This is a genomic window from Streptomyces boetiae, assembly GCF_031845405.1.
Lineage (GTDB): Bacteria > Actinomycetota > Actinomycetes > Streptomycetales > Streptomycetaceae > Streptomyces > Streptomyces boetiae.
The window spans coordinates 32,401-51,774 of record NZ_JAVREN010000036.1; the positions used below are offsets into that span (position 1 = coordinate 32,401).

The 19,374-nt window shown below is 75.2% G+C and carries 15 protein-coding genes and 1 tRNA gene; 9 read left to right on the forward strand and 7 right to left on the reverse strand.

The features are described 5' to 3' along the window. Positions 1-25 precede the first annotated feature (25 nt). From RM780_RS20885 to hutU, 3 genes are read right to left on the reverse strand one after another with little or no spacing between them, the layout of a single operon-like run. Positions 26-1,372, reverse strand: coding sequence for a formimidoylglutamate deiminase (locus RM780_RS20885; RefSeq protein ID WP_394813037.1), 1,347 nt, complete (start codon positions 1,370-1,372; stop codon positions 26-28). Continuing rightward, the gene (locus tag RM780_RS20890; RefSeq protein ID WP_311632370.1) at positions 1,369-2,547 is read right to left on the reverse strand and encodes an allantoate amidohydrolase; all 1,179 of its coding nucleotides are present in this window, start codon (positions 2,545-2,547) and stop codon (positions 1,369-1,371) included. Before RM780_RS20890 ends, RM780_RS20885 begins: the two co-directional genes overlap by 4 nt. A gap of 41 nt (positions 2,548-2,588) precedes the next feature. Further along, positions 2,589-4,262 carry a urocanate hydratase gene (gene hutU / locus RM780_RS20895; RefSeq protein ID WP_311632355.1) on the reverse strand — a complete coding sequence of 558 codons (1,674 nt, stop codon included), beginning with the start codon at positions 4,260-4,262 and terminating at the stop codon, positions 2,589-2,591. Between the two features lie 142 nt (positions 4,263-4,404). Here hutU and RM780_RS20900 point away from each other — a divergent pair, with 142 nt between their 5' ends. Then, entirely contained in the window at positions 4,405-5,964 is a 1,560-nt protein-coding gene (locus RM780_RS20900) for a type III PLP-dependent enzyme domain-containing protein (RefSeq protein ID WP_311632356.1), read from the forward strand. A 91-nt stretch (positions 5,965-6,055) separates the two neighbouring features. Further along, on the forward strand, positions 6,056-6,502 hold the full coding sequence (locus RM780_RS20905) for a hypothetical protein (protein ID WP_311632357.1): 447 nt from the start codon (positions 6,056-6,058) through the stop codon (positions 6,500-6,502). Positions 6,503-6,905: 403 nt separating this feature from the next. On the opposite strand, the gene RM780_RS20910 is transcribed toward RM780_RS20905, so the two are convergent. Continuing rightward, entirely contained in the window at positions 6,906-8,288 is a 1,383-nt protein-coding gene (locus tag RM780_RS20910; protein ID WP_311632358.1) for a cystathionine beta-synthase, read from the reverse strand. 149 nt (positions 8,289-8,437) lie between these two features. Here RM780_RS20910 and RM780_RS20915 point away from each other — a divergent pair, with 149 nt between their 5' ends. The 4 genes from RM780_RS20915 (at position 8,438) to RM780_RS20930 (ending at position 12,308) form a co-directional block, all read left to right on the forward strand. Continuing rightward, the gene (locus RM780_RS20915; RefSeq protein WP_311632359.1) at positions 8,438-9,499 is read left to right on the forward strand and encodes an SGNH/GDSL hydrolase family protein; all 1,062 of its coding nucleotides are present in this window, start codon (positions 8,438-8,440) and stop codon (positions 9,497-9,499) included. A 49-nt stretch (positions 9,500-9,548) separates the two neighbouring features. Then, positions 9,549-10,769, forward strand: a complete 1,221-nt coding sequence (locus tag RM780_RS20920) for an acetyl-CoA C-acetyltransferase (protein ID WP_311632360.1) — start codon at positions 9,549-9,551, stop codon at positions 10,767-10,769. 298 nt (positions 10,770-11,067) lie between these two features. Continuing rightward, complete coding sequence (locus RM780_RS20925; protein ID WP_311632361.1) at positions 11,068-11,982, forward strand: hypothetical protein; 915 nt, start codon at positions 11,068-11,070, stop codon at positions 11,980-11,982. Between the two features lie 2 nt (positions 11,983-11,984). After that, entirely contained in the window at positions 11,985-12,308 is a 324-nt protein-coding gene (locus RM780_RS20930; RefSeq protein WP_311632362.1) for a hypothetical protein, read from the forward strand. 213 nt (positions 12,309-12,521) lie between these two features. On the opposite strand, the gene RM780_RS20935 is transcribed toward RM780_RS20930, so the two are convergent. Next, positions 12,522-13,367, reverse strand: a complete 846-nt coding sequence (locus RM780_RS20935; RefSeq protein ID WP_311632363.1) for a Bax inhibitor-1/YccA family protein — start codon at positions 13,365-13,367, stop codon at positions 12,522-12,524. Positions 13,368-13,542: 175 nt separating this feature from the next. Further along, positions 13,543-14,409 (reverse strand): SDR family NAD(P)-dependent oxidoreductase, encoded by an 867-nt coding sequence (locus tag RM780_RS20940; RefSeq protein ID WP_311632364.1) that lies wholly within the window; start codon positions 14,407-14,409, stop codon positions 13,543-13,545. A 256-nt stretch (positions 14,410-14,665) separates the two neighbouring features. Here RM780_RS20940 and RM780_RS20945 point away from each other — a divergent pair, with 256 nt between their 5' ends. Then, positions 14,666-15,265: a TetR/AcrR family transcriptional regulator gene (locus RM780_RS20945; protein WP_311632365.1), complete on the forward strand. Its 600-nt coding sequence runs from the start codon at positions 14,666-14,668 to the stop codon at positions 15,263-15,265. A gap of 37 nt (positions 15,266-15,302) precedes the next feature. Here RM780_RS20945 and RM780_RS20950 read toward each other — a convergent pair. Then, a tRNA-Leu gene (locus RM780_RS20950) sits at positions 15,303-15,384 on the reverse strand. Between the two features lie 434 nt (positions 15,385-15,818). Between RM780_RS20950 and RM780_RS20955 the strand changes: the two genes are divergently transcribed. Both RM780_RS20955 and RM780_RS20960 read left to right on the forward strand, forming a co-directional pair. Further along, positions 15,819-16,598 (forward strand): ABC transporter ATP-binding protein, encoded by a 780-nt coding sequence (locus RM780_RS20955; RefSeq protein ID WP_311632366.1) that lies wholly within the window; start codon positions 15,819-15,821, stop codon positions 16,596-16,598. Between the two features lie 195 nt (positions 16,599-16,793). Then, positions 16,794-19,343 carry an ABC transporter permease gene (locus RM780_RS20960; RefSeq protein ID WP_311632367.1) on the forward strand — a complete coding sequence of 850 codons (2,550 nt, stop codon included), beginning with the start codon at positions 16,794-16,796 and terminating at the stop codon, positions 19,341-19,343. Positions 19,344-19,374: the final 31 nt, after the last annotated feature.

The following is a 19,374-nucleotide window of genomic DNA, read 5'->3' on the forward strand; positions in this document are numbered from 1 at the left end:
GCGGCGTTCCCGACACCCTGCCAGGTCAGCGTTGCTCGCGCACCGCCCTTACGGCGCGGGCGAGTTCGCCGGGGACGTCCGGGAGGAGCTGGTGGTGGCCGTCGCGGACGATGTGGCGGCCGGCGACGACCGTGTGCCGCACGTCGGCGGCGGTGGCCGCGAACACGGCGGCCTCGGGGGCGAGTCGGGCCGGGGGGCCGGCCGTGCGCACGGAGTCCAGCGCGACGGTGGTGAAGTCGGCGGTGGCGCCCGGCTCCAGGCGGCCGGCCTCGGGCCAGCCGAGGGCGGCGTGCCCGTACTCCGAGGCGGCGCCCAGCAGTTGGCCGGCCGTGAAGTGGCCGCGGGAGCGCCCGGCCAGGCGCTGGTGCAGCTCCAGGGCGCGGGCCTCGGCGAGCAGGTCGATGACGGCGTGGCTGTCGCTGCCCAGGCACAGGGGGCTGCCGGCCGCGCGCAGCCGGGCGGCGGGGCCGATGCCGTCGCCGAGGTCCGCCTCGGTGGTGGGGCACAGGCAGACGGCGGTGCCGGTGCGGCCGAGCAGCGCGATGTCCTCGTCGGTGAGGTGGGTGGCGTGCACGGCGGTGGTGCGCGGGCCCAGCGCGCCGTGCGCGTCCAGCAGGGCGGCGGGGGTGAGGCCGTGGGCGGCGAGGCAGTCGGCGTTCTCCGAGGGCTGCTCGGAGAGGTGGACGTGCAGGGGGGCCTCGCGCTCGGCGGCCCAGGCGGCGACGGTGGCCAGCGCGTCGGCGGGGACGGCGCGCACGGAGTGGATGGCGGCGCCGACGCGGGTGGTGGCGTTGCCGCGCAGGGCGGCGGCGCGCGCGGCCCAGTCCTCGGCGGAGGCGTCGGCGAAGCGGAGCTGGGCGCGCTCGGGGGCGCGGCCGAAGCCGGCGGCGAGGTAGCAGGTGTCGAGCAGGGTCAGGCGGATGCCGGCCTCGGCCGCGGCGGCGGTCAGGGCCTGGGCCATGACGTTGGGGTCCCCGTAGGGGATGCCGCCGGGCTGGTGGTGCACGTAGTGGAACTCCCCGACGCAGGTGACGCCCGCCAGGGCCATCTCGGCGTAGGCGGCGCGGGCGATGAGGTAGCAGGTGTCGGGGGTGAGGCGGCCGGCCGCGTCGTACATGGTGCTGCGCCAGGTCCAGAAGGTGCCGGCGCCGACCTGGACGGTGGAGCGCAGGGCGCGGTGGAAGGCGTGGGAGTGGGCGTTGGCCAGGCCGGGAAGGGTCAGGCCGCGCAGGGTGACGGCCCCGGCGGGGGGCGCGGGGGTGCCGGGGACGACGCGGGTGATCAGGCCGTCGGGGGCGGTGGCCAGGAGCACGCCGGGCTCGGGGGTGCCGTTCAGCCAGGCCAGTTCGGACCAGTACGTCTGGGCGGTCAGCGACACGCGAGCTCCTCCAGTACGTCGGCCAGCGCCGCGACGCCGGCGAGGCAGTCCCCCTCCTCCACGCGCTCGGCGGGGGCGTGCGAGACGCCCGTCGGGTTGCGCACGTACAGCATGGCGGTGGGAACGGCCGAGGCGAGGATTCCGGCGTCGTGTCCGGCGCCGGTGGGCAGCTCGGGCGGGCCGCCGAGGACGGCGGCGAGCCGGGCGCGCAGGGCGGGGTCGAAGGCGACGCCGGGAGTGTGGGACTCGCGGGTGACCGTGACGGCCACGCCGTCGCGCTCGCCGCGCTCGGCCGCGGAGCGGGCGATGCCCTCCACCAGGGCCGCCAGGGTGGGCTCGTCGGGGGCGCGGGCGTCCAGCCAGGCGGTGACGCGGCCGGGGACGGCGTTGACGCCGCCGGGGTGGACGGCGACCTTGCCGACGGTGGCCAGGGCCCCGGCCTGGCGGGCGCGCTTGCGGGCGGCCAGGACGGTGTGGGCGTGGGTGAGCATCGGGTCGCGGCGGTCCTCCAAGCGGGTGGTGCCCGCGTGGTCGGCGGCGCCGCGGAAGTCCAGGCGCCAGCGGCCGTGCGGCAGGATGCCGGAGCCCAGGCCGACGGCGTGGCCGGTGCCGTCCAGGGCGCGGCCCTGCTCGATGTGCAGCTCGACGAACGCCCCGAGGCGGGCGAGTCGTTCGGGGTCCGGGCCCAGGGCCTGGGGGTCGTGGCCGGCGGCGGCCAGGGCCCGTTCCAGGGTGACCCCCTCGGCGTCCCGCAGGGCGCGGGCCGCGCCCGGGTCGAGGAGGCCGCAGGCCAGGCGGGAGCCGGCGCAGGCCACGCCGAACCGGGCGCCCTCCTCCTCGGCGAAGGCGGCCACGCCCAGGGGACGGAGGGGCCGGGCGCCGCGGGCGCGCAGGGCGTCGAGGGCGGCGAAGGCGGAGACGACGCCGAGGGGGCCGTCGTAGGCGCCGCCGTCGGGGACGGAGTCCAGGTGCGAGCCGGCGACGACGGCGCCGGGGCCGTCGCCGGTGAGGGCCCACAGGTTGCCGTTGCGGTCGCTCTCGCAGGCCAGGCCGCGGGCGGCGGCCTCGGCCCGGAACCACTCCCGCAGCGCCCGGTCCTCCTCCGTCCACGCGAACCGCCGGTACCCGCCCGAGGCCGCCCGCCCCACGGGTTCGATCGCCGCCCACATCCGCCGGAAGGAGGCGGCGGCCTCGGAGGCCGGCCGGCCGGTCACGGCTGCTCCCGCATCGGGAGGCGGACGTCCCTCTCGGCGGCCACGTCCAGCGCCCGCTCGTAGCCCGCGTCCGCGTGGCGCAGAACGCCCGTGGCGGGGTCGTTGGTCAGGACGCGGTGGATCTTCTCCGCGGCCCGGGGCGTGCCGTCCGCGACCGTGACCTGCCCGGCGTGCAGGGAGCGGCCCATGCCGACGCCGCCGCCGTGGTGCAGGGAGACCCAGGAGGCGCCGGAGGCGACGTTGACCAGGGCGTTCAGCAGGGGCCAGTCGGCGATGGCGTCGGAGCCGTCGCGCATGGCCTCGGTCTCGCGGTAGGGCGAGGCGACGGAGCCGCAGTCGAGGTGGTCGCGGCCGATGACGATCGGCGCGGCCAGCTCGCCCGAGGCGACCATGGCGTTGAACCGCTCGCCCGCCCGCTCGCGTTCGCCGTACCCCAGCCAGCAGATCCGGGCGGGCAGGCCCTGGAAGCGGACCCGCTCCCGGGCCAGCGTGATCCAGCGGGCCAGCGGTTCGTTCTCGGGGAAGAGCTCCAGCACGGCCCGGTCGGTGGCCGCGATGTCCGCCGGGTCGCCGGAGAGCGCGGCCCACCGGAAGGGGCCCTTGCCCTCGCAGAACAGCGGCCGGATGTAGGCGGGCACGAAGCCGGGGAAGTCGAACGCCCGCGCGTAGCCCGCCAGTCGGGCCTCCCCGCGGATGGAGTTGCCGTAGTCGAAGACCTCCGCCCCTGCGTCCAGGAAGCCGACCATCGCCTCCACGTGCCGGGCCATCGACTCCCGGGCACGGGCGGTGAACGCCGCCGGGTCCTCGGCCGCACGGGCGGCCATCTCCTCGTGCGGAACGCCCAGCGGCAGGTAGGAGAGCGGGTCGTGCGCCGAGGTCTGGTCGGTCACCACGTCGGCGGGGGCGCCCAGCTCCAGCAGCCGCGGCAGGGCCTCGGCGGCGTTCCCCACCACGCCGACGGACAGCGGGCGGCGCTCCTCGCGGGCGCGGAGGGCCAGGCGCAGGCCCTCCTCCAGCGAGCCGGCCGCGAGGTCCAGGTACCCGTGGGCGATCCTGCGCTCGACGGCCCGCGGGTCGCAGTCCACGCAGAGCGCGGCGCCGCCGTTCATGGTGACGGCCAGCGGCTGCGCGCCGCCCATGCCGCCCAGGCCCGCGGTGAGGGTGAGGGTGCCGGCCAGGGAGCCGCCGAAGCGCTTGGCGGCCACGGCCGCGAAGGTCTCGTAGGTGCCCTGGAGGATGCCCTGGGTGCCGATGTAGATCCACGAACCGGCCGTCATCTGGCCGTACATGGTCAGCCCGAGGCGTTCCAGGCGGCGGAACTCCTCCCAGGTCGCCCACTCGCCCACGAGGTGGGAATTGGCGATCAGCACGCGGGGCGCCCACTCGTGGGTGGTGAGCACGCCCACCGGGCGGCCGGACTGGACGAGCATCGTCTCGTCGGGGCCCAGGGTGCGCAGGGTGGCGACCATCGCGTCGAAGGAACGCCAGTCGCGGGCCGCCTTGCCGGTGCCGCCGTAGACCACGAGCTGGTCGGGGTGCTCGGCGACCTCGGGGTCGAGGTTGTTCTGGAGCATCCGCAGCGCGGCCTCCTGGGGCCAGCCGCGGGCGGTGCGGGCGCTGCCGCGGGGCGCGCGCACGGGGCGGGGTCCGGGTGACGCGTCAGGTGCCATGGGCCGGCCTCCTCGCCGGATCGGCGTATGCGCAGGCTCTGTCCACGATAGGGCTGATCATCGGGGGCCGACAGCCGGGCGTTCCGGGCCGGTCCGCCGCGGGCCGTGCCGCGCCGGGGGGCGGCGTGCTTCGCTGGGGTGCATGGTGCCCACCGAGACCGAGCCCGCCGGCCCCGCCGCCCGCCGCGACCTGGCCGTCCGCGCGGCCCTGCGCCGGGGCCTGCTCACCGACGAACGGCCGCTGGTCGCGCTGCTCGACCTGGACGGGGTGCGGGAGGCCGCCCGCGCGCTGCGGGAGGCGTTCGAGGCCGTGGCCGCGCCGGGGACGCCCGTCCTGCACACCTTCGCCGTCAAGGCCGGGTCGCTCGTGCCCGTGCTGCGGCTGCTGGACGGGCTCGGGATCGGCTGCGAGGTGGCCAGCCCCGGGGAGCTGGCGCTGGCCCGCGCCGCAGGCGTGGCCCCGCAGCGGATCGTGCTGGACTCGCCCGCCAAGACGGCGGCCGAGCTGCGCGAGGCGGTGGCCCTGGGCGTTGCCCTGAACGTCGACAACCCGCAGGAGCTGGCCCGCCTCGACGCGCTGCTCGCCGGGGGCGAGGGCCGGGGCGGGGCGTTCGGGATCCGGGTGAACCCCCAGGTCGGCGGAGGCGCGATCGACGCGATGAGCACGGCGACGGCCACCTCGAAGTTCGGGGTGCCGCTGCGCGACCCGGGGGCGCGCGAGTGGGTGCTGCGCGCCTACCGGGAACGGCCGTGGCTGACCCGCCTGCACTGCCACACCGGCTCCCAGGGCGTCCCGCTGGAGCGGATGGCGGCGGGCGTGGCCGCCCTGTGGGAGCTGGCCGAGGAGATCAACGCGGGGGCGCCGGGGGGACGGCAGGTGGACACGCTCGACATCGGCGGCGGGCTGCCGGTCAACTTCGCCTCCGAGGAGGTCTCCCCCTCCTTCGCGGAGTACGCGGGGGTGCTGCGCGCCCGGGTGCCGGGGCTGTTCGACGGGAGGTACGGGCTGGTCACCGAGTTCGGGCGGTCGCTGCTGGCGAAGGCCGGGGCGGTCCTGGCGCGCGTGGAGTACACCAAGTCGGCGGGCGGGCGCGCGATCGCCGTCACGCACGCCGGGGCACAGGTCGCGGTGCGCACGGTGTTCGCGCCCGCCTCCTGGCCCCTGCGGCTGGCCGCCTACGGCCCGGACGGCCGCCCGCTGTCGGGGCCGCCCGTGCCCCAGGACGTGGCGGGCCCCTGCTGCTTCGCGGGCGACCTGGTGGCCCGCGAACGCCCCCTGCCGCTGCTGTCCCCCGGCGACCTGGTCGCCCTGCTGGACACGGGCGCGTACTACTTCTCCACGCCCTTCGGCTACAACGCCCTCCCGCGCCCCGGCGTCCTCGGCTACACGGTGAGCGACGCTCCCCCGCGTGGGGGTCCCCCCGGGCGAAGCCCGGGGGAGGCAGGTACCCCCAGCGCGGCTGCCGGGCCGCGGACGGTGACGACGCCCGCACTGGGCCGCGCGGGCGGAGATGGGGGCACCCCCGTGGGGGTCCCCCCTAAGGGCACCTCCCAGACGGAGTCCGGGGGAGGAGTTCGGGGGAGAAGCCTGGGGGAGAACGCGGTGACAGGGGTCGGCGGGGACGGAAGCGTGGCGTTCACCGTGCTGCGGCGACCCCAGAGCACGGCGGAGCTGGTCGCGGAGTACGGCGGCGACTGCTGAGGCGGGGGCGGCGCGGGAGGGGTCCGCCGCCGGGGCGATAGGGGGGCTATCCCCCGTGCCGCACGGGCCGCGTGGCCTTACGGTGGGCGCCATGACGAGTGGCCGTGATTCCGACCTCGCCCGCGACACCGATCTGCGCAAGGACCTCGACGCCGCCGTGCAGACCCGCAGGGAACTGGGCGAGACGTATGAGCCCGAGCTGGTGGAGTCGTTTTTGGAGAAGGTCGAGCAGCGCATCGCCGCCACGGTGGACAAGCGGGTCCGCCGCCAGCTCGCCGAGCACCAGATGGTCGTCGCGCGCGGCGGCCGGCCCCCGGCCGGGGGCGGCGAGGGCGTGCAGGGGCCGGGCGCGGCCTTCGGCCTGGCGGCGCTGTCGCTGGTGCTGGCCATCCCGCTGTCCGCCATCGCCGCGGTACAGACCAACCTCGCGGGCCTGCTGGTGTGCTGGGGCGGCATCGTGGGCGTCAACGCCTGCTACGCCGCGCGGCACATCGTGATCCAGCGGGACCCGGACCGCAAGCGCGACGACTGGGACTGAGCCCTCGGGACCCGGGGCCGGAGGACTGGCGCCGGGCCCGGCGGGAAAGGCTTCCGGGGCGGGAGCCGCCCACGGGACCGGCCCTCGGGCCGGGAGGAAGTTGGCGGGGACCGCCGCACCCCGGCGGTAACGCCAGGGGCGGGACGACGGCGGTCCCCGCGGGGACGCGGGCCGGGTCGGGGCCTCGCATCCGGGCGACCAGGGAGGTCCGGGAGCCGCTCCGGAGGTCCTTGGTGCCGACATCCAGAACTCTGCCGGACCGGTGTTAACGAGGCGTTGCCCGGCCGTGACACTTCGGGATCCGTTGCCCGGGGTCCCGCACCGGGCCCGCCGTGCCTTCGCGCGGCCCCCGCCGCGGCCGTTCCGTGGCGCCCGCCGCGGCCGTTGGCCACGCCCGCCGCCCCTAATCCTCGCGGGCGAGGAACGCCAGCAGGTCCTGGCGGCTGACCACCCCGGCCGGCTTGCCGTCCACGAGGACCACGGCCGCGTCCGCGCCCTCCAGGACGGCCATCAGGTCGCCCACCGGCTCCCCGGAGCCGACGTGCGGCAGTGGCGGGCTCATGTGCCGCTCCAGCGGGTGGTCCAGCGCGGCCCGCTCGGTGAACAGGGCGTCCAGCAGCTCGCGTTCGACCACCGAGCCGACGATCTCGGCGGCCATCACGTCCGGGTGCCCGGCCCCCGGCTTGACCACCGGCATCTGCGAGACGCCGTACTCGCGCAGCACGTCGATGGCCTGCCCGACCGTCTCGCCGGGGTGCATGTGGACCAGCGAGGGCAGGCCTCCCTCCTTGCGGCGCAGCACGTCGGCGACCCGGGTGGCGGGCTCGCCGCCCGCGAGGAAGCCGTAGTCGGCCATCCACTCGTCGTTGAAGATCTTGCTGAGGTAGCCGCGCCCGCCGTCCGGCAGCAGGACCACGACCACGTCCTCCGGGCCCAGGCGCCGGGCCACGCGCAGCGCGCCGACGACGGCCATGCCGCAGGAGCCGCCCACGAGCATGCCCTCCTCGCGGGCCAGGCGGCGGGTCATACGGAAGGAGTCCTTGTCGGAGACGGCCACGATCTCGTCGGCCACGCCGCGGTCGTAGGCCTCGGGCCAGAAGTCCTCGCCCACGCCCTCGACGAGATAGGGACGGCCGCTGCCGCCGGAGTACACCGAGCCCTCCGGGTCGGCGCCGATCACCCGGACCCGGCCGCCGCTGACCTCCTTGAGGTAGCGGCCGGTGCCGGTGATGGTGCCGCCGGTGCCGACGCCCGCGACGAAGTGGGTGATCCGGCCCTCGGTCTGCTTCCACAGCTCGGGGCCTGTGGTCTCGTAGTGGGAGCGGGGGTTGTGCGGGTTGCTGTACTGGTCGGGCTTCCAGGCGCCGGGGGTCTCGCGCACCAGGCGGTCGGAGACGTTGTAGTACGAGTCGGGGTGCTCGGGGTCCACGGCGGTGGGGCAGACCACGACCTCGGCGCCGTACGCGCGCAGGGTGTTGATCTTGTCGGTGGACACCTTGTCGGGGCAGACGAAGACGCAGCGGTAGCCCTTGCGCTGGGCCACGATGGCCAGGCCGACGCCGGTGTTGCCCGAGGTCGGCTCGACGATGACGCCGCCGGGGCGCAGCTCGCCGGACTCCTCGGCCGCCTCGATCATCCGCAGCGCGATGCGGTCCTTCACGGAGCCACCGGGGTTGAAGTACTCCATCTTGGCCAGCACGGTCGCCTGGATGCCCGCCGTCACCGCGGACAGCCTCACCAGCGGGGTGTTGCCGACCAGTTCGATCATCGACTCGTGATACTGCACCTGGTTCTCCGCACGTCAGGGGCGGGTTCCTCCGCCCTCCGCACGCCACCCTAGTCGGGGGACAGGCGGGGCGCGGGCGTTGCGGGGGCGGGCGGGGTGGGCAGCACACAAGCGAAGGGACAGCACGGACGAAGCGGGAGCGAAACGACATGGCGAGCGCGAGGGTGGCACGCAGGATCGCGACCGCGGCGGCGTACGGGGGCGGGGGGATCGGCCTGCTGGGCGGGGCCGCGGCGGGCCTGGTCCTCACCGAGGTGAAGTGCGCCCGGCGGCGGGTGAGGGACGGCGGGCGGCACGAGGAGGCGCCCTCGGCGGAGGGCATCTACGGCCAGGACTTCGCGGCCCGCCCGGGGCCGCCGTGGCGGCTGGCGCTGCTGGGGGACTCGACCGCCGCGGGTCTCGGGGTGCGCCGGGCCGCGCAGACGCCGGGGGCGCTGCTGGCCTCGGGGCTTGCGGCGGTCTCGGAGCGGCCGGTGGAGCTGCACAACGTGGCGCTCTCGGGAGCGGGTTCGGCCGATCTGGAGCGGCAGGTGTCGTTGCTCCTGACCGAGCCGGGCCGCGCGCCGGTGCCGGACGTGTGCGTGATCGTCGTGGGGGCGAACGACATCACCGGGCGCGTCCCGCCGGCGCGCTCCGTGAAGTACCTGGCGGAGGCGGTGGCGCGGCTGCGGACGGCCGGGTGCGAGGTGGTGGTGGGCACCTGCCCGGACCTGGGGTCGGTGGAGCCGGTGGGGCAGCCGCTGCGGTGGATCGCGCGGCGGCTGTGCCGGCGGCTGGCGGCGGCGCAGACGATCGCGGTGGTGGAGCTGGGCGGGCGGACGGTGTCGCTGGGCGCGCTGCTGGGGCCGGAGTTCGCCGCCCACCCGCGCGAGCTGTTCGGGCCGGACCGCTACCACCCCTCGGCGGATGGGTACGCGACGGCGGCGATGGCGCTGCTGCCCACGGTGTGCGACGCGGTCGGGGCCTGGCCGGCGGAGGAACGCCCGGGGCTGCCGCGGCGGCGGGAGCGGGTGCTGCCGGTGGCGGACGCGGCGGCGCGGGCCGCGGCGCGGGAGGGCACGGAGGTCAGCGCGGCCGAGGGCCTTCCGGGGGGTGCGGGGGGCGGGCGGCGCACGCCCTGGGCGCGGCTGCGGCTGCGCCGCCGTAGGCTGCTGCTGCCGGAGCGGGACGCGGATCACGTGTCCCGGCAGGTGACACCGGAGGCTACCTGAGGGTAACTTCGCTTCGGGTATCCGTGTCAGCAGCCGCCTGGAGGTCCCGATGCCCGAAGCAGTGATCGTCTCCGCCGCCCGCTCCCCCATCGGGCGCGCCTTCAAGGGCTCGCTCAAGGACGTCCGCCCCGACGACCTGACCACCACCATCGTGCGCACGGCGCTGGAGAAGGTGCCGCAGCTCGACCCGGCGCAGATCGACGACCTGCTGCTCGGCTGCGGCATGCCCGGCGGCGAGCAGGGGCACAACCTGGCTCGCGTCGTCGCGGTGCAGCTCGGCCTGGACACCCTGCCCGGCGCCACGGTCACCCGGTACTGCGCCTCCTCGCTGCAGACCACGCGGATGGCCTTCCACGCCATCAAGGCGGGCGAGGGCGACGTGTTCATCTCCGCGGGCGTGGAGATGGTCTCCCGCGCGGTCAACGGCACCTCGGACAACATGCCGGGCACCCACAACCCCCTGTTCGCGGACGCCGAGGCGCGCACCGCCGCCCGCGCCGAGCAGGAGGGCGCGGAGTGGGAGGACCCGCGCGCGCAGGGCGAGCTGCCCGACGTCTACATCGCCATGGGCCAGACCGCGGAGAACCTCGCGCGCCTGAAGGGCGTCACCCGCGCCGAGATGGACGAGTTCGGCGTCCGCTCGCAGAACCTCGCCGAGAAGGCGCTCGCGGACGGCTTCTGGCAGCGCGAGATCACGCCCGTCACCACGCCGGACGGCACGGTGGTCTCGGCGGACGACGGCCCGCGCCCTGGGGTCACGATGGAGGGCGTGGCGGGCCTGAAGCCGGTCTTCCGCCCCGACGGCCGGGTCACGGCGGCCAACTGCTGTCCGCTCAACGACGGCGCCGCCGCGCTGGTGATCATGTCGGACGTCAAGGCCCGCGAGCTGGGCATCACGCCGCTGGCCCGCGTCGTCTCCACCGGCGTCTCGGCCCTCTCCCCCGAGATCATGGGCTACGGCCCCGTGGCCGCCACCGAGCGGGCCCTGGCGCTGGCCGGGATGAGCATCGGGGACATCGACCTGGCCGAGATCAACGAGGCGTTCGCCGCGCAGGTGATCCCCTCCTACCGCGACCTTGGCCTGGACGTGGACCGGCTCAACGTCAACGGCGGGGCCATCGCGGTGGGCCACCCCTTCGGGATGACCGGCGCCCGGATCACCGGCACGCTGATCAACTCCCTCCAGTGGCACGACAAGCAGTTCGGCCTGGAGACCATGTGCGTCGGCGGCGGCCAGGGCATGGCCATGATCATCGAGCGGCTCTCCTGAGGCGAGGGGCCACCGTCCCTTCCCGTGACACGCGTTCTCCCAGGTGCCGGTGAGGCTCCTGGGGCGCGTGTGATCCCGAACACCCCGTATACCGACGCGATATCGAAGCGGACCCGGGATGTGATGCACGCCGGAGCCTCCCGTGAACCCGCAGGTCAGAGCGGGTGAGCGGGGGGCTTTCCGGACCAAAGTCCTGTCCTTTGATGTCGTTTTCATGACGTTTTGCACTGCACGGCGTGGCCGCGCCCCGGAAACCTGAGATAAGAAGTCAGGGACCGAGAGCACTGGGAGCGAGTCCGTGAGCGCCATATCCGTCATCCTGCTGGTGACCACAGGCACCGCCGTCGCCCTGGGCGCAGCGGCCCTGCACACCGCCCGCGGCCTGCGGGGCGAGCTGACCGCACTGCGCCGCGAGCTGACCGGCCGGGCCGCCGTGCCCCCGGCCCGGCAGGCGCCCGCCGAGGAGATCCGCTCCGCCGTGGCCCAGGCCCTGGCGGAGGAGCGCGAGCGCGAGCTGGCCGAGGCCCGCGCGTACTGGGCCGAGCAGGACGCCCGGGACGGCGACGGGCCAGGCGCCCTGCTGGCCGGACGCGGCGGCCTGGGCTACGAGGTCGCGGAGGCCGACGAGGAGCTGCTGGACGCCATGCTGGAGCGGTACCTGCTCAGCGACTCCGGGCAGCTCGCCGGGCCGCGCGAGGGCGCGGCCTTCGTGCCCCGGCAGCCCTCCGAGGAGGCCGAGGGCTCGGCCCACGAGCCCGAGGACGCGGGCGAGGAGGGCGGGGAGTCCGCCGAGCTGGCCGCGGCCCGGCGGCGCCACCCCTCCCACCCGGGCTTCACGCTCTCCGGCGAGCCGGCCGGGCGCGGGCCCGAGCCCTCGGCCGCCCCGGCGCCCGGCCAGGCCGAGGAGCAGCGCCGCACGGCGGACCGGCTGGCGCGGCTCGCGGAGGCCCGCACGCCGCTGGCCGACGTCCGGCCCGGCCCGCTCGGCACGCTGGACGTCTTCCTCTTCGCGGACGGCACGACGCTGTGCCTCTCGCCCAGCCACCAGGAGGCCGCGGCGCGGCTGGCGGCGGCCGTGCGGGACGGGGAGCCGCCGTTCCTCATGGGCGGCTCGGGCGTCTCGGGCGCGTACGCGCTGACGTTCTCCTGCGGCCGGGACAGCGTCTACCTGCTGGCCGACCGCGTCGTCACCTCGACCTTCCGGAGCGAGTGAGCATGCCCGACGCGGCAACGCTGGAGGCGGCCGTGGACGCGGCGGCCGACCGCCTCCGCCGCCTCCCCGAGAGCCGGCTGCGCCGCGGGGCGGCCACGGCCGGCCTCGACCTGGCCCGCGAACTCGCCCGCCGCGCCCAGCTCCTGGAGAACCCCGCGGCGCCGCCCCGGGAGCTGCCCGACGACGGCGTCTTCGTCACCGGCGACCAGCTCGCCGTCGCCGGCCACGACCTGGCCCACGCCATCCGCCACGCCCCCGACCCCGCGGCGGCCAGGGCCGCCCTGACGACGGCCCTGGCCCTGCTGTCCTCGGCGACGGACTTCTGAGTCCGGGGGACGAAACGCGCGGGCACCGGCCCCGGGCGTCCCGACGCCCGGCCCGCACCTGCCCTCCCGGACTCGCGAACCACCGCGCCCGTGCCGGGACGGGTCGCGCGAGGGGCCGTCCGCGCGGGCCGTGAGGCCGGGGGCGGAACGACGCGGGCCCCCGCCGGATGGCGGGGGCCCCTCGTCCGTGCGTCGGGCGCGGCGCAGCCGGTCTCACTCGCCCTGGAGGATCGCGATCAGCCGCAGGAACTCCAGGTAGATCCAGACCAGGGTCAGGGTCAGGCCGAACGCGGCCAGCCACGACTCCTTCTCCGGGACGCCGTACGCGACGCCGTCCTCGACCATCTTGAAGTCCAGGGCCAGGAAGCAGGCGCCGAGCACGACGCCGATCAGCCCGAAGACGATCCCGAGGCCGCCGTCGCGCAGGCCCAGGCCGTTGCCCCCGCCGATCATGGCGACGACCAGGTTGACCATGGCCAGCAGGACAAAGCCGACCGCCGCGGCCAGCACGAACTGCGTGAACCGCTTGGTGACCCGGATGATCCGCTGCTTGTACATGAACAGCACGCCGGCGAAGACGGCCATGGTGCCGATGACGGCCTGCATGGCGGCGCCGGACGCGCGCTCGTTGATGGCGTTGCTGATGGCGCCCAGGAAGAGTCCCTCGAACACCGCGTAGGAGAGGATCAGCGCGGGCGAGGCCTCGCGCTTGAAGGACTGCCACAGGCCGAGACCCATCGCGACGAGCGCGAAGAGGACGCCGAGGCCGATCGGCATGTCCGTGACCCAGGCCACCGTCGCGGCGGCGACCACGGCGCCCAGGGTGAGCGCGGTGCGGGAGACGACGCTGTCGATCGTCATCACGCCGGAGCGCGGGGGCGCTCCGGGGGGCACGACGCCGGGCTGCGCGTAAGGGTTCCCGGGCTGGGCGTAGGGGTTGGTCGGGCTCCCGGCGTAGGGGTTGGTCCCGGTCTGCGGCTGCGGGCCGGCGTTGAAGCCGGCGTAGCCGCCGTCCCGACTGAACCCCCGACGCGTGAAGACCGGGTTGCTGCTCCTCATCTCACTCCTCCATGGCCGCACGGCACGGCTTCGGCTACCAGGGTAATGCGTAAGCAAAGACCGCACGGCAGTGCGCTCGTAGAAACGAGCGAGCGGGAGGGTTTGTTCCGCCCGCCCCGCCGCGGTCACCCCTCCCGTACCCCCGCCGGGCGGGCGGAAGCACGGCGGCGCGCCGTCAGACCGACGCCTTACGCCCGCGGCGGGTCCTGGCCGCGCTCAGCGAGGCGGTGAACCGGCGGCTGACCGCGGCGAACGGCCGCTGGTAGGCGGAGCCCAGGGCGCGGACGAGGAGGTCGAGAGCGACGGCGTCGGGGCCGACGAGGACCCGGGCGCGGCGGGCGGTCACCCCGCGCAGGATGATGCGCGCGGCCTGGTCGGCGGAGGTGCGGGTGAGGCGCCGCTCGAAGGTCCGCGCGATGCCCGAGAGGTCCGCGCCGTTGCCGGCGGTCGCGTTGTTGACGATGTCGGTGCGGACGCCGCCGGGGTGCACGCAGGTGACGCCGACGGGGTGGCCGGCGGTCAGCATCTCCTGGCGCAGGGCCTCGGTGAAGCCGCGCACGGCGAACTTGGCCGCGTTGTAGGAGCTCTGGGTGGGGACGCCGAAGAGGCCGAAGACGCTGGAGACGTTGACGAGGTGGCCGTCGCCCGAGGCGATGAGGTGCGGCAGGAAGGCCTTGGTGCCGTGGACGACGCCCCAGAAGTCGACGTCCATCACACGCTCGATGTCCTCGTAGGGGGACTCCTCGACCGTGCCGAAGACGGTGATGCCCGCGTTGTTGACGACCAGGTCGACCGTGCCGAAGTGTTCGGCGACCTCCTCGGCCCAGGCGTGGACGGCGGCGCGGTCGCGCACGTCGAGCACCCGGGTGTGCGGGCGCTCGCCCGCCGCGGCGCACAGCTCCGCGGTCTCGGCCAGGCCCGCGGCGTTCCAGTCGCTCAGCGCGAGACGGGCGCCCTCGGCGGTCAGGCGCAGGGCCAGCGCCCGGCCGATGCCCGAGCCGGCGCCGGTCACCACCGCCGTCCTTCCCCGGAAGTCCTTCACCTTCGGCTCCTCCCACGCGACTGCGCACGACCGCGCACGACATCCGTTGCGACTCGGGGGATGCTATGCACCGGTCAGGCGACTTACAAGTCATCCGACCTGTAATCTGGGACTCGGCGGTCACTACCCTGAGCGGGCGGGCGAGCAGGGCCGAGGATCTTGGGAGAGGCGCATGGCGGGGCCGGGCGAGGGGAGGCGGCAGCCTCCCCGGCGGCGCACCCAGGCCGAGCGAACGGCCGCGGCGCGCCAGGCGATCATGAGCGCCACGCTGGAGCTGCTGGTGGAGGTGGGCTGGTCGGGGGCCACGACGCGGCTGATCGCCCAGCGGGCGGGAATGAGCCAGGGCGCCCTGCAGCACCACTTCCCCGACCGGGCCGGGCTCGCCGTCGCCGCGCTGCACCGGCTCGCGGCCGAACTCGCCGCCCAGATCGCCTCCCGCCCCCGGCCGACGGGGGGCGAACGCGAGCGGCTGGCCGCCGGCCTCGACCTGCTGTGGGAGATCCACAACACGCCCCCGCTGATCGCCTACCTCGAACTGGCCACCGCGTCCCGGACCGACCCCGGGCTGGCCCCGCACGTGGCGGGCCTGACCGTCTCCGTCACGGACCTCGTCCTGGACCTGGCCGCCGGGCTGGCACCCGAGCGGGCCGCCTCGGGCGAGCTGCGCGGCTTCGTCCTGACGGCCCTGGCCACGATGCGGGGCACGGTCCTGCTCGACCCCCTGCACGCCGACGCCGCCCGCGCGGACTGGGCGACGATGCGGGCGGTCCTGCTCGCGGGCCTTCCCGCCCCTCAGGCGGGCCCGGCGGGCGGGCGCGAGGAGGAGCCGGCCGCGCGTGCCGCGCCCGGCTCCTGAAGAACGTTCCTGATGGTCACTGGTCGGCGCTCTGGGGTGCCCGGAGCCGGACTTGAACCGGCACGGCCCGAAGGCCAGCGAGTTTTAAGCTCACCGTGTCTGCATTCCACCATCCGGGCACAGATCCCAAGCCGTACCGGGCGCGTGCGCGCCAGTGTCTCCTCCGAGCTTATCCGGCGTGATCGGCTGAACACCGGTGCCTCATACCGATGTTGTCTGATTTTATGAGCCGCTGAGGCGGCATCAGGCAGCGACGGCCCGGTCACGGGCCGCTTCGGCGAGGCCGGCGCCCGGGTGGAAGGTTCGAAGGTTGACGCAAATCAACCCTCTGCCACCTCTTAGGTACTCAGGGCTTCCCTCATCCTCAGGTATGACGGGCGACCGGCACGCGTACCTCTGGAGAACTCCACCGAACCGGCACGGGGAGGGATCCCTCCGGGCACCCCCGCGGACCACCATGGACGGCATACGCACCGCCCTGCCTTCCCGCCCCGTCCGCGGGACCCGGGGGCGTTCGCACGGCCCGCAATCCCGCAGCCCGACAGGAGTAGCAGTGTCCACCTTCGTCGCCCAGCCCCACGCCAGCGCGACCGCCGCGGTGGCCGCCAAGGCCACGGACCTGAGCAAGGTCTACGGCGAGGGCGAGACCCGCGTCATCGCGCTCGACCAGGTCTCGGTCGAGTTCCGGCAGGCCGAGTACACCGCGATCATGGGCCCCTCGGGCTCGGGCAAGTCGACCCTGATGCACTGCATGGCCGGGCTCGACACGGTCTCCTCCGGGTCCGCCCGGATCGGCGACACGGAGCTGACCGGCCTCAGCGACAAGAAGCTGACCCGCCTGCGCCGGGACCGGATCGGCTTCATCTTCCAGGCGTTCAACCTGCTGCCGACCCTGAACGCCCTGGAGAACATCACCCTCCCGATGGACATCGCGGGCCGCAAGCCGGACAAGGAGTGGCTGGAGCGCGTCATCGCCACCGTCGGCCTCGCGGACCGCCTCAAGCACCGCCCCGCCCAGCTCTCCGGCGGCCAGCAGCAGCGCGTCGCCGTCGCCCGCGCGCTGGCCGGACGGCCGGACATCATCTTCGGGGACGAGCCCACCGGCAACCTCGACTCCCGCGCCGGCGCCGAGGTCCTGGGCTTCCTGCGCAACTCCGTGCGGGAGCTGGGCCAGACCGTGGTGATGGTCACCCACGACCCCGTCGCCGCCGCCTACGCCGACCGCGTCGTCTTCCTGGCCGACGGCCGGGTCGTGGACGACATGCCCGAGCCGACCGCCGAGCGCGTACTGGAGCACATGAAGCGCTTCGACGCGAAGGGGCGCACCAGCTAGCACGCCGCACGCCGGGGCTGAGCGCCGGGGCACGACCGCCTCCGCGCCGACACCCCGGTGCCGCCCGCCCGTTCGACGCCCGATTGATCCGGAATCTCCCGATCGCCCCGGGCCTTTCCGGGCTTCTCGACTTCCGCCTTCCCGCCCCGGCCGGGCGCCCCGCAGGGGCCCGCCACCACCGCGATGGATACCGCCATGTTCCGAACCGCCCTGCGCAATGTGCTCGCGCACAAGGCCAGGCTGCTGATGACCACCCTGGCCGTCCTGCTCGGCGTCGCCTTCGTCTCGGGCACGCTCGTCTTCACCTCCACCGTCTCCGAGGCGTTCCAGCGCAGTTCGGAGGAGGGCCTGACCCACGTAGACGTGGCGGTGAGGCCGGACAACGACAGCGAGGCCGCCGAGGCCTCCCCGGGCGACGCCGCGAACCTCCCGCAGGAGCTGCTGGACGAGGTGGCCGCGCTGCCCGGCGTCGCCTCCGCCACCGGCGCCGTCTCCGGGTTCGCGGCGCTCGCCGACCAGGACGGCGACCTGGTCGGCGCCGGCTGGGACACCACGGGAGCCAACTACTACGCGGGCCCCGACGGCGGCGCCCAGGACGTGCGTTACCCCATGGCCGAGGGCCGGGCCCCCGAGCGGGCCGGGGAGATCGCCATCGACTCCGAGACGGCCGAACGCACCGGGTACCGGGTGGGCGACACCGCCCGCGTCTCGGTGGACGGGCCCGTCCGCGAGGAGACCATCACCGGCGTCTTCACCACCGACGACGGGGCCGTGGCCGCCGGCGGCTCGCTGGTCCTCTTCGACACCGCCACCGCGCAGGAGCTGTGGACCGCGCCCGGCGAGTACACCCAGATCACGCTCCAGGCCGCGCCCGGCACCAGCCAGGAGGCGCTGCGCGAGGCCGTCGCCCCGCTGATCCCCGGGGACGCCGAGGCCATCACGGGCGAGCGGCTGGCCGCCGACCAGGCCGAGAGCATCGAGCAGGCCACCAGCGGCATGCGGACCGCGCTGCTGGCCTTCGCCGGGATATCGCTGTTCGTCGGCGTCTTCATCATCGCCAACACCTTCACCATGCTGGTCGCCCAGCGCACCCGGGAGCTGGCCCTGCTCCGGGCGGTGGGCGCGAGCCGGCGCCAGGTGACGCGTTCGGTGCTGATCGAGGCCCTGGTGGTCGGCACGGTCGCCGGGCTGGCCGGCTTCGCCAGCGGCATCGGGATCGCCGCGGGCCTGCGCTCCCTGATGGGCTCGCTGGACATCACCATCCCCGAGGGCCCGCTGCTGATCCCCGCCAGCGCGGTCATCGCCTCCGTGGTCGTCGGCGTGGTCGTGACCATGCTCGCCGCCTACCTGCCCGCCCGCCGGGCCGCCAAGATCCCGCCCGTGGCGGCGATGAGCAGCATCCACGCCGCGCCCACCGCCCGCGGCCTGCTGGTGCGCAACGCCATCGGCGCGGTCATCTCGGCCGGCGGCGGCGCGCTGGTGCTGGCCGGGATCGGCGCGGACGACAACCGCGGCGCCACGATGGGCCTGGGCGCGGCGCTGCTGGTGATCGGCGTCTTCGTCCTCACCCCGCTGCTCTCCCGCCCGGTCATCGCCGCCGCCGCGCCGCTGCTGCGCCTGGGCGGGGTCTCGGGCCGGCTGGCGCGGCTGAACGCGGTCCGCAACCCGCGCCGCACCGCCGCGACCGCCTCGGCGCTGATGATCGGCCTGACGCTGATCACCGGCATCACCGTCATCGCGGACTCGATGGCCCGCAGCATCGACCGGATGGCGACGGAGTCGCTGCGCGCCGACTACGTGGTCTCGATGGCCAACTTCGCGCCGCTCTCCCCCGAGGTCGAGTCGATCCTCGCCGGGCAGCCGGGCGTCACCGCGATCACGGGCCTGCGGATGTCGCCCGCCCTGGTGGCCGGCGACCCCGACCCGATGGACCTGGTGGGCGTCAACGGCCGTTCCATCGGCGAGCTGACGGACCTGGACTTCACGGCCGGCTCCTTCGAGGGCCTGGCCGGGGACCGGGCGGTGGTGGACACCGACACAGCCGAGGACTTCGGCTGGTCGGTGGGCGACAGCTTCCCGGTGACGTACGAGGACGGGACGGCCGGCGAGCTGACGGTCTCCGGGCTCTACGAGGGCAACATGATGATCAGCGGGATCATGATGGACGCCGCCACGCTGGAGCCGCACATGGACCGCGTCACCGACATGCAGGTGATGCTGCGCACCGAGGGCGGCGCGGGGGACGCCACGCGGGAGCGCCTCGAGGCCGCGCTGGGCGACAACCCGGCGGTGCAGGTGCAGGACCGGGAGGACATCTCCGAGGACATCGCCTTCATGTTCACGCTGATGCTCAACCTGCTCTACGGCCTGCTGGCGATGGCGGTGATCGTCGCGGTGCTCGGGGTGATCAACACCCTGGCGATGTCGGTCTTCGAGCGCCGCCAGGAGATCGGGATGCTGCGCGCGATCGGCCTGGACCGGCGGGCCACCAAGCGGATGGTCCGGCTGGAGTCGGTGGTCATCGCGCTCTTCGGCGGGGTGCTCGGAGTCGGGCTCGGCGTCTTCTTCGGCTGGGCCGTGGGCGAGCTGCTCTCCGACGTCATCTCCACCTACGAGCTGGTGCTGCCCTGGGGCCGGATGGCGGTCTTCCTGGCCCTGGCGGGCCTGGTGGGCGTGCTGGCCGCCCTGTGGCCGGCCCGCCGTGCGGCCCGGCTGAACATGCTGGCCGCCATCAAGGCGGACTAGCGAGGCGGCGCGGGGCGGCGCCTCGCTAGTC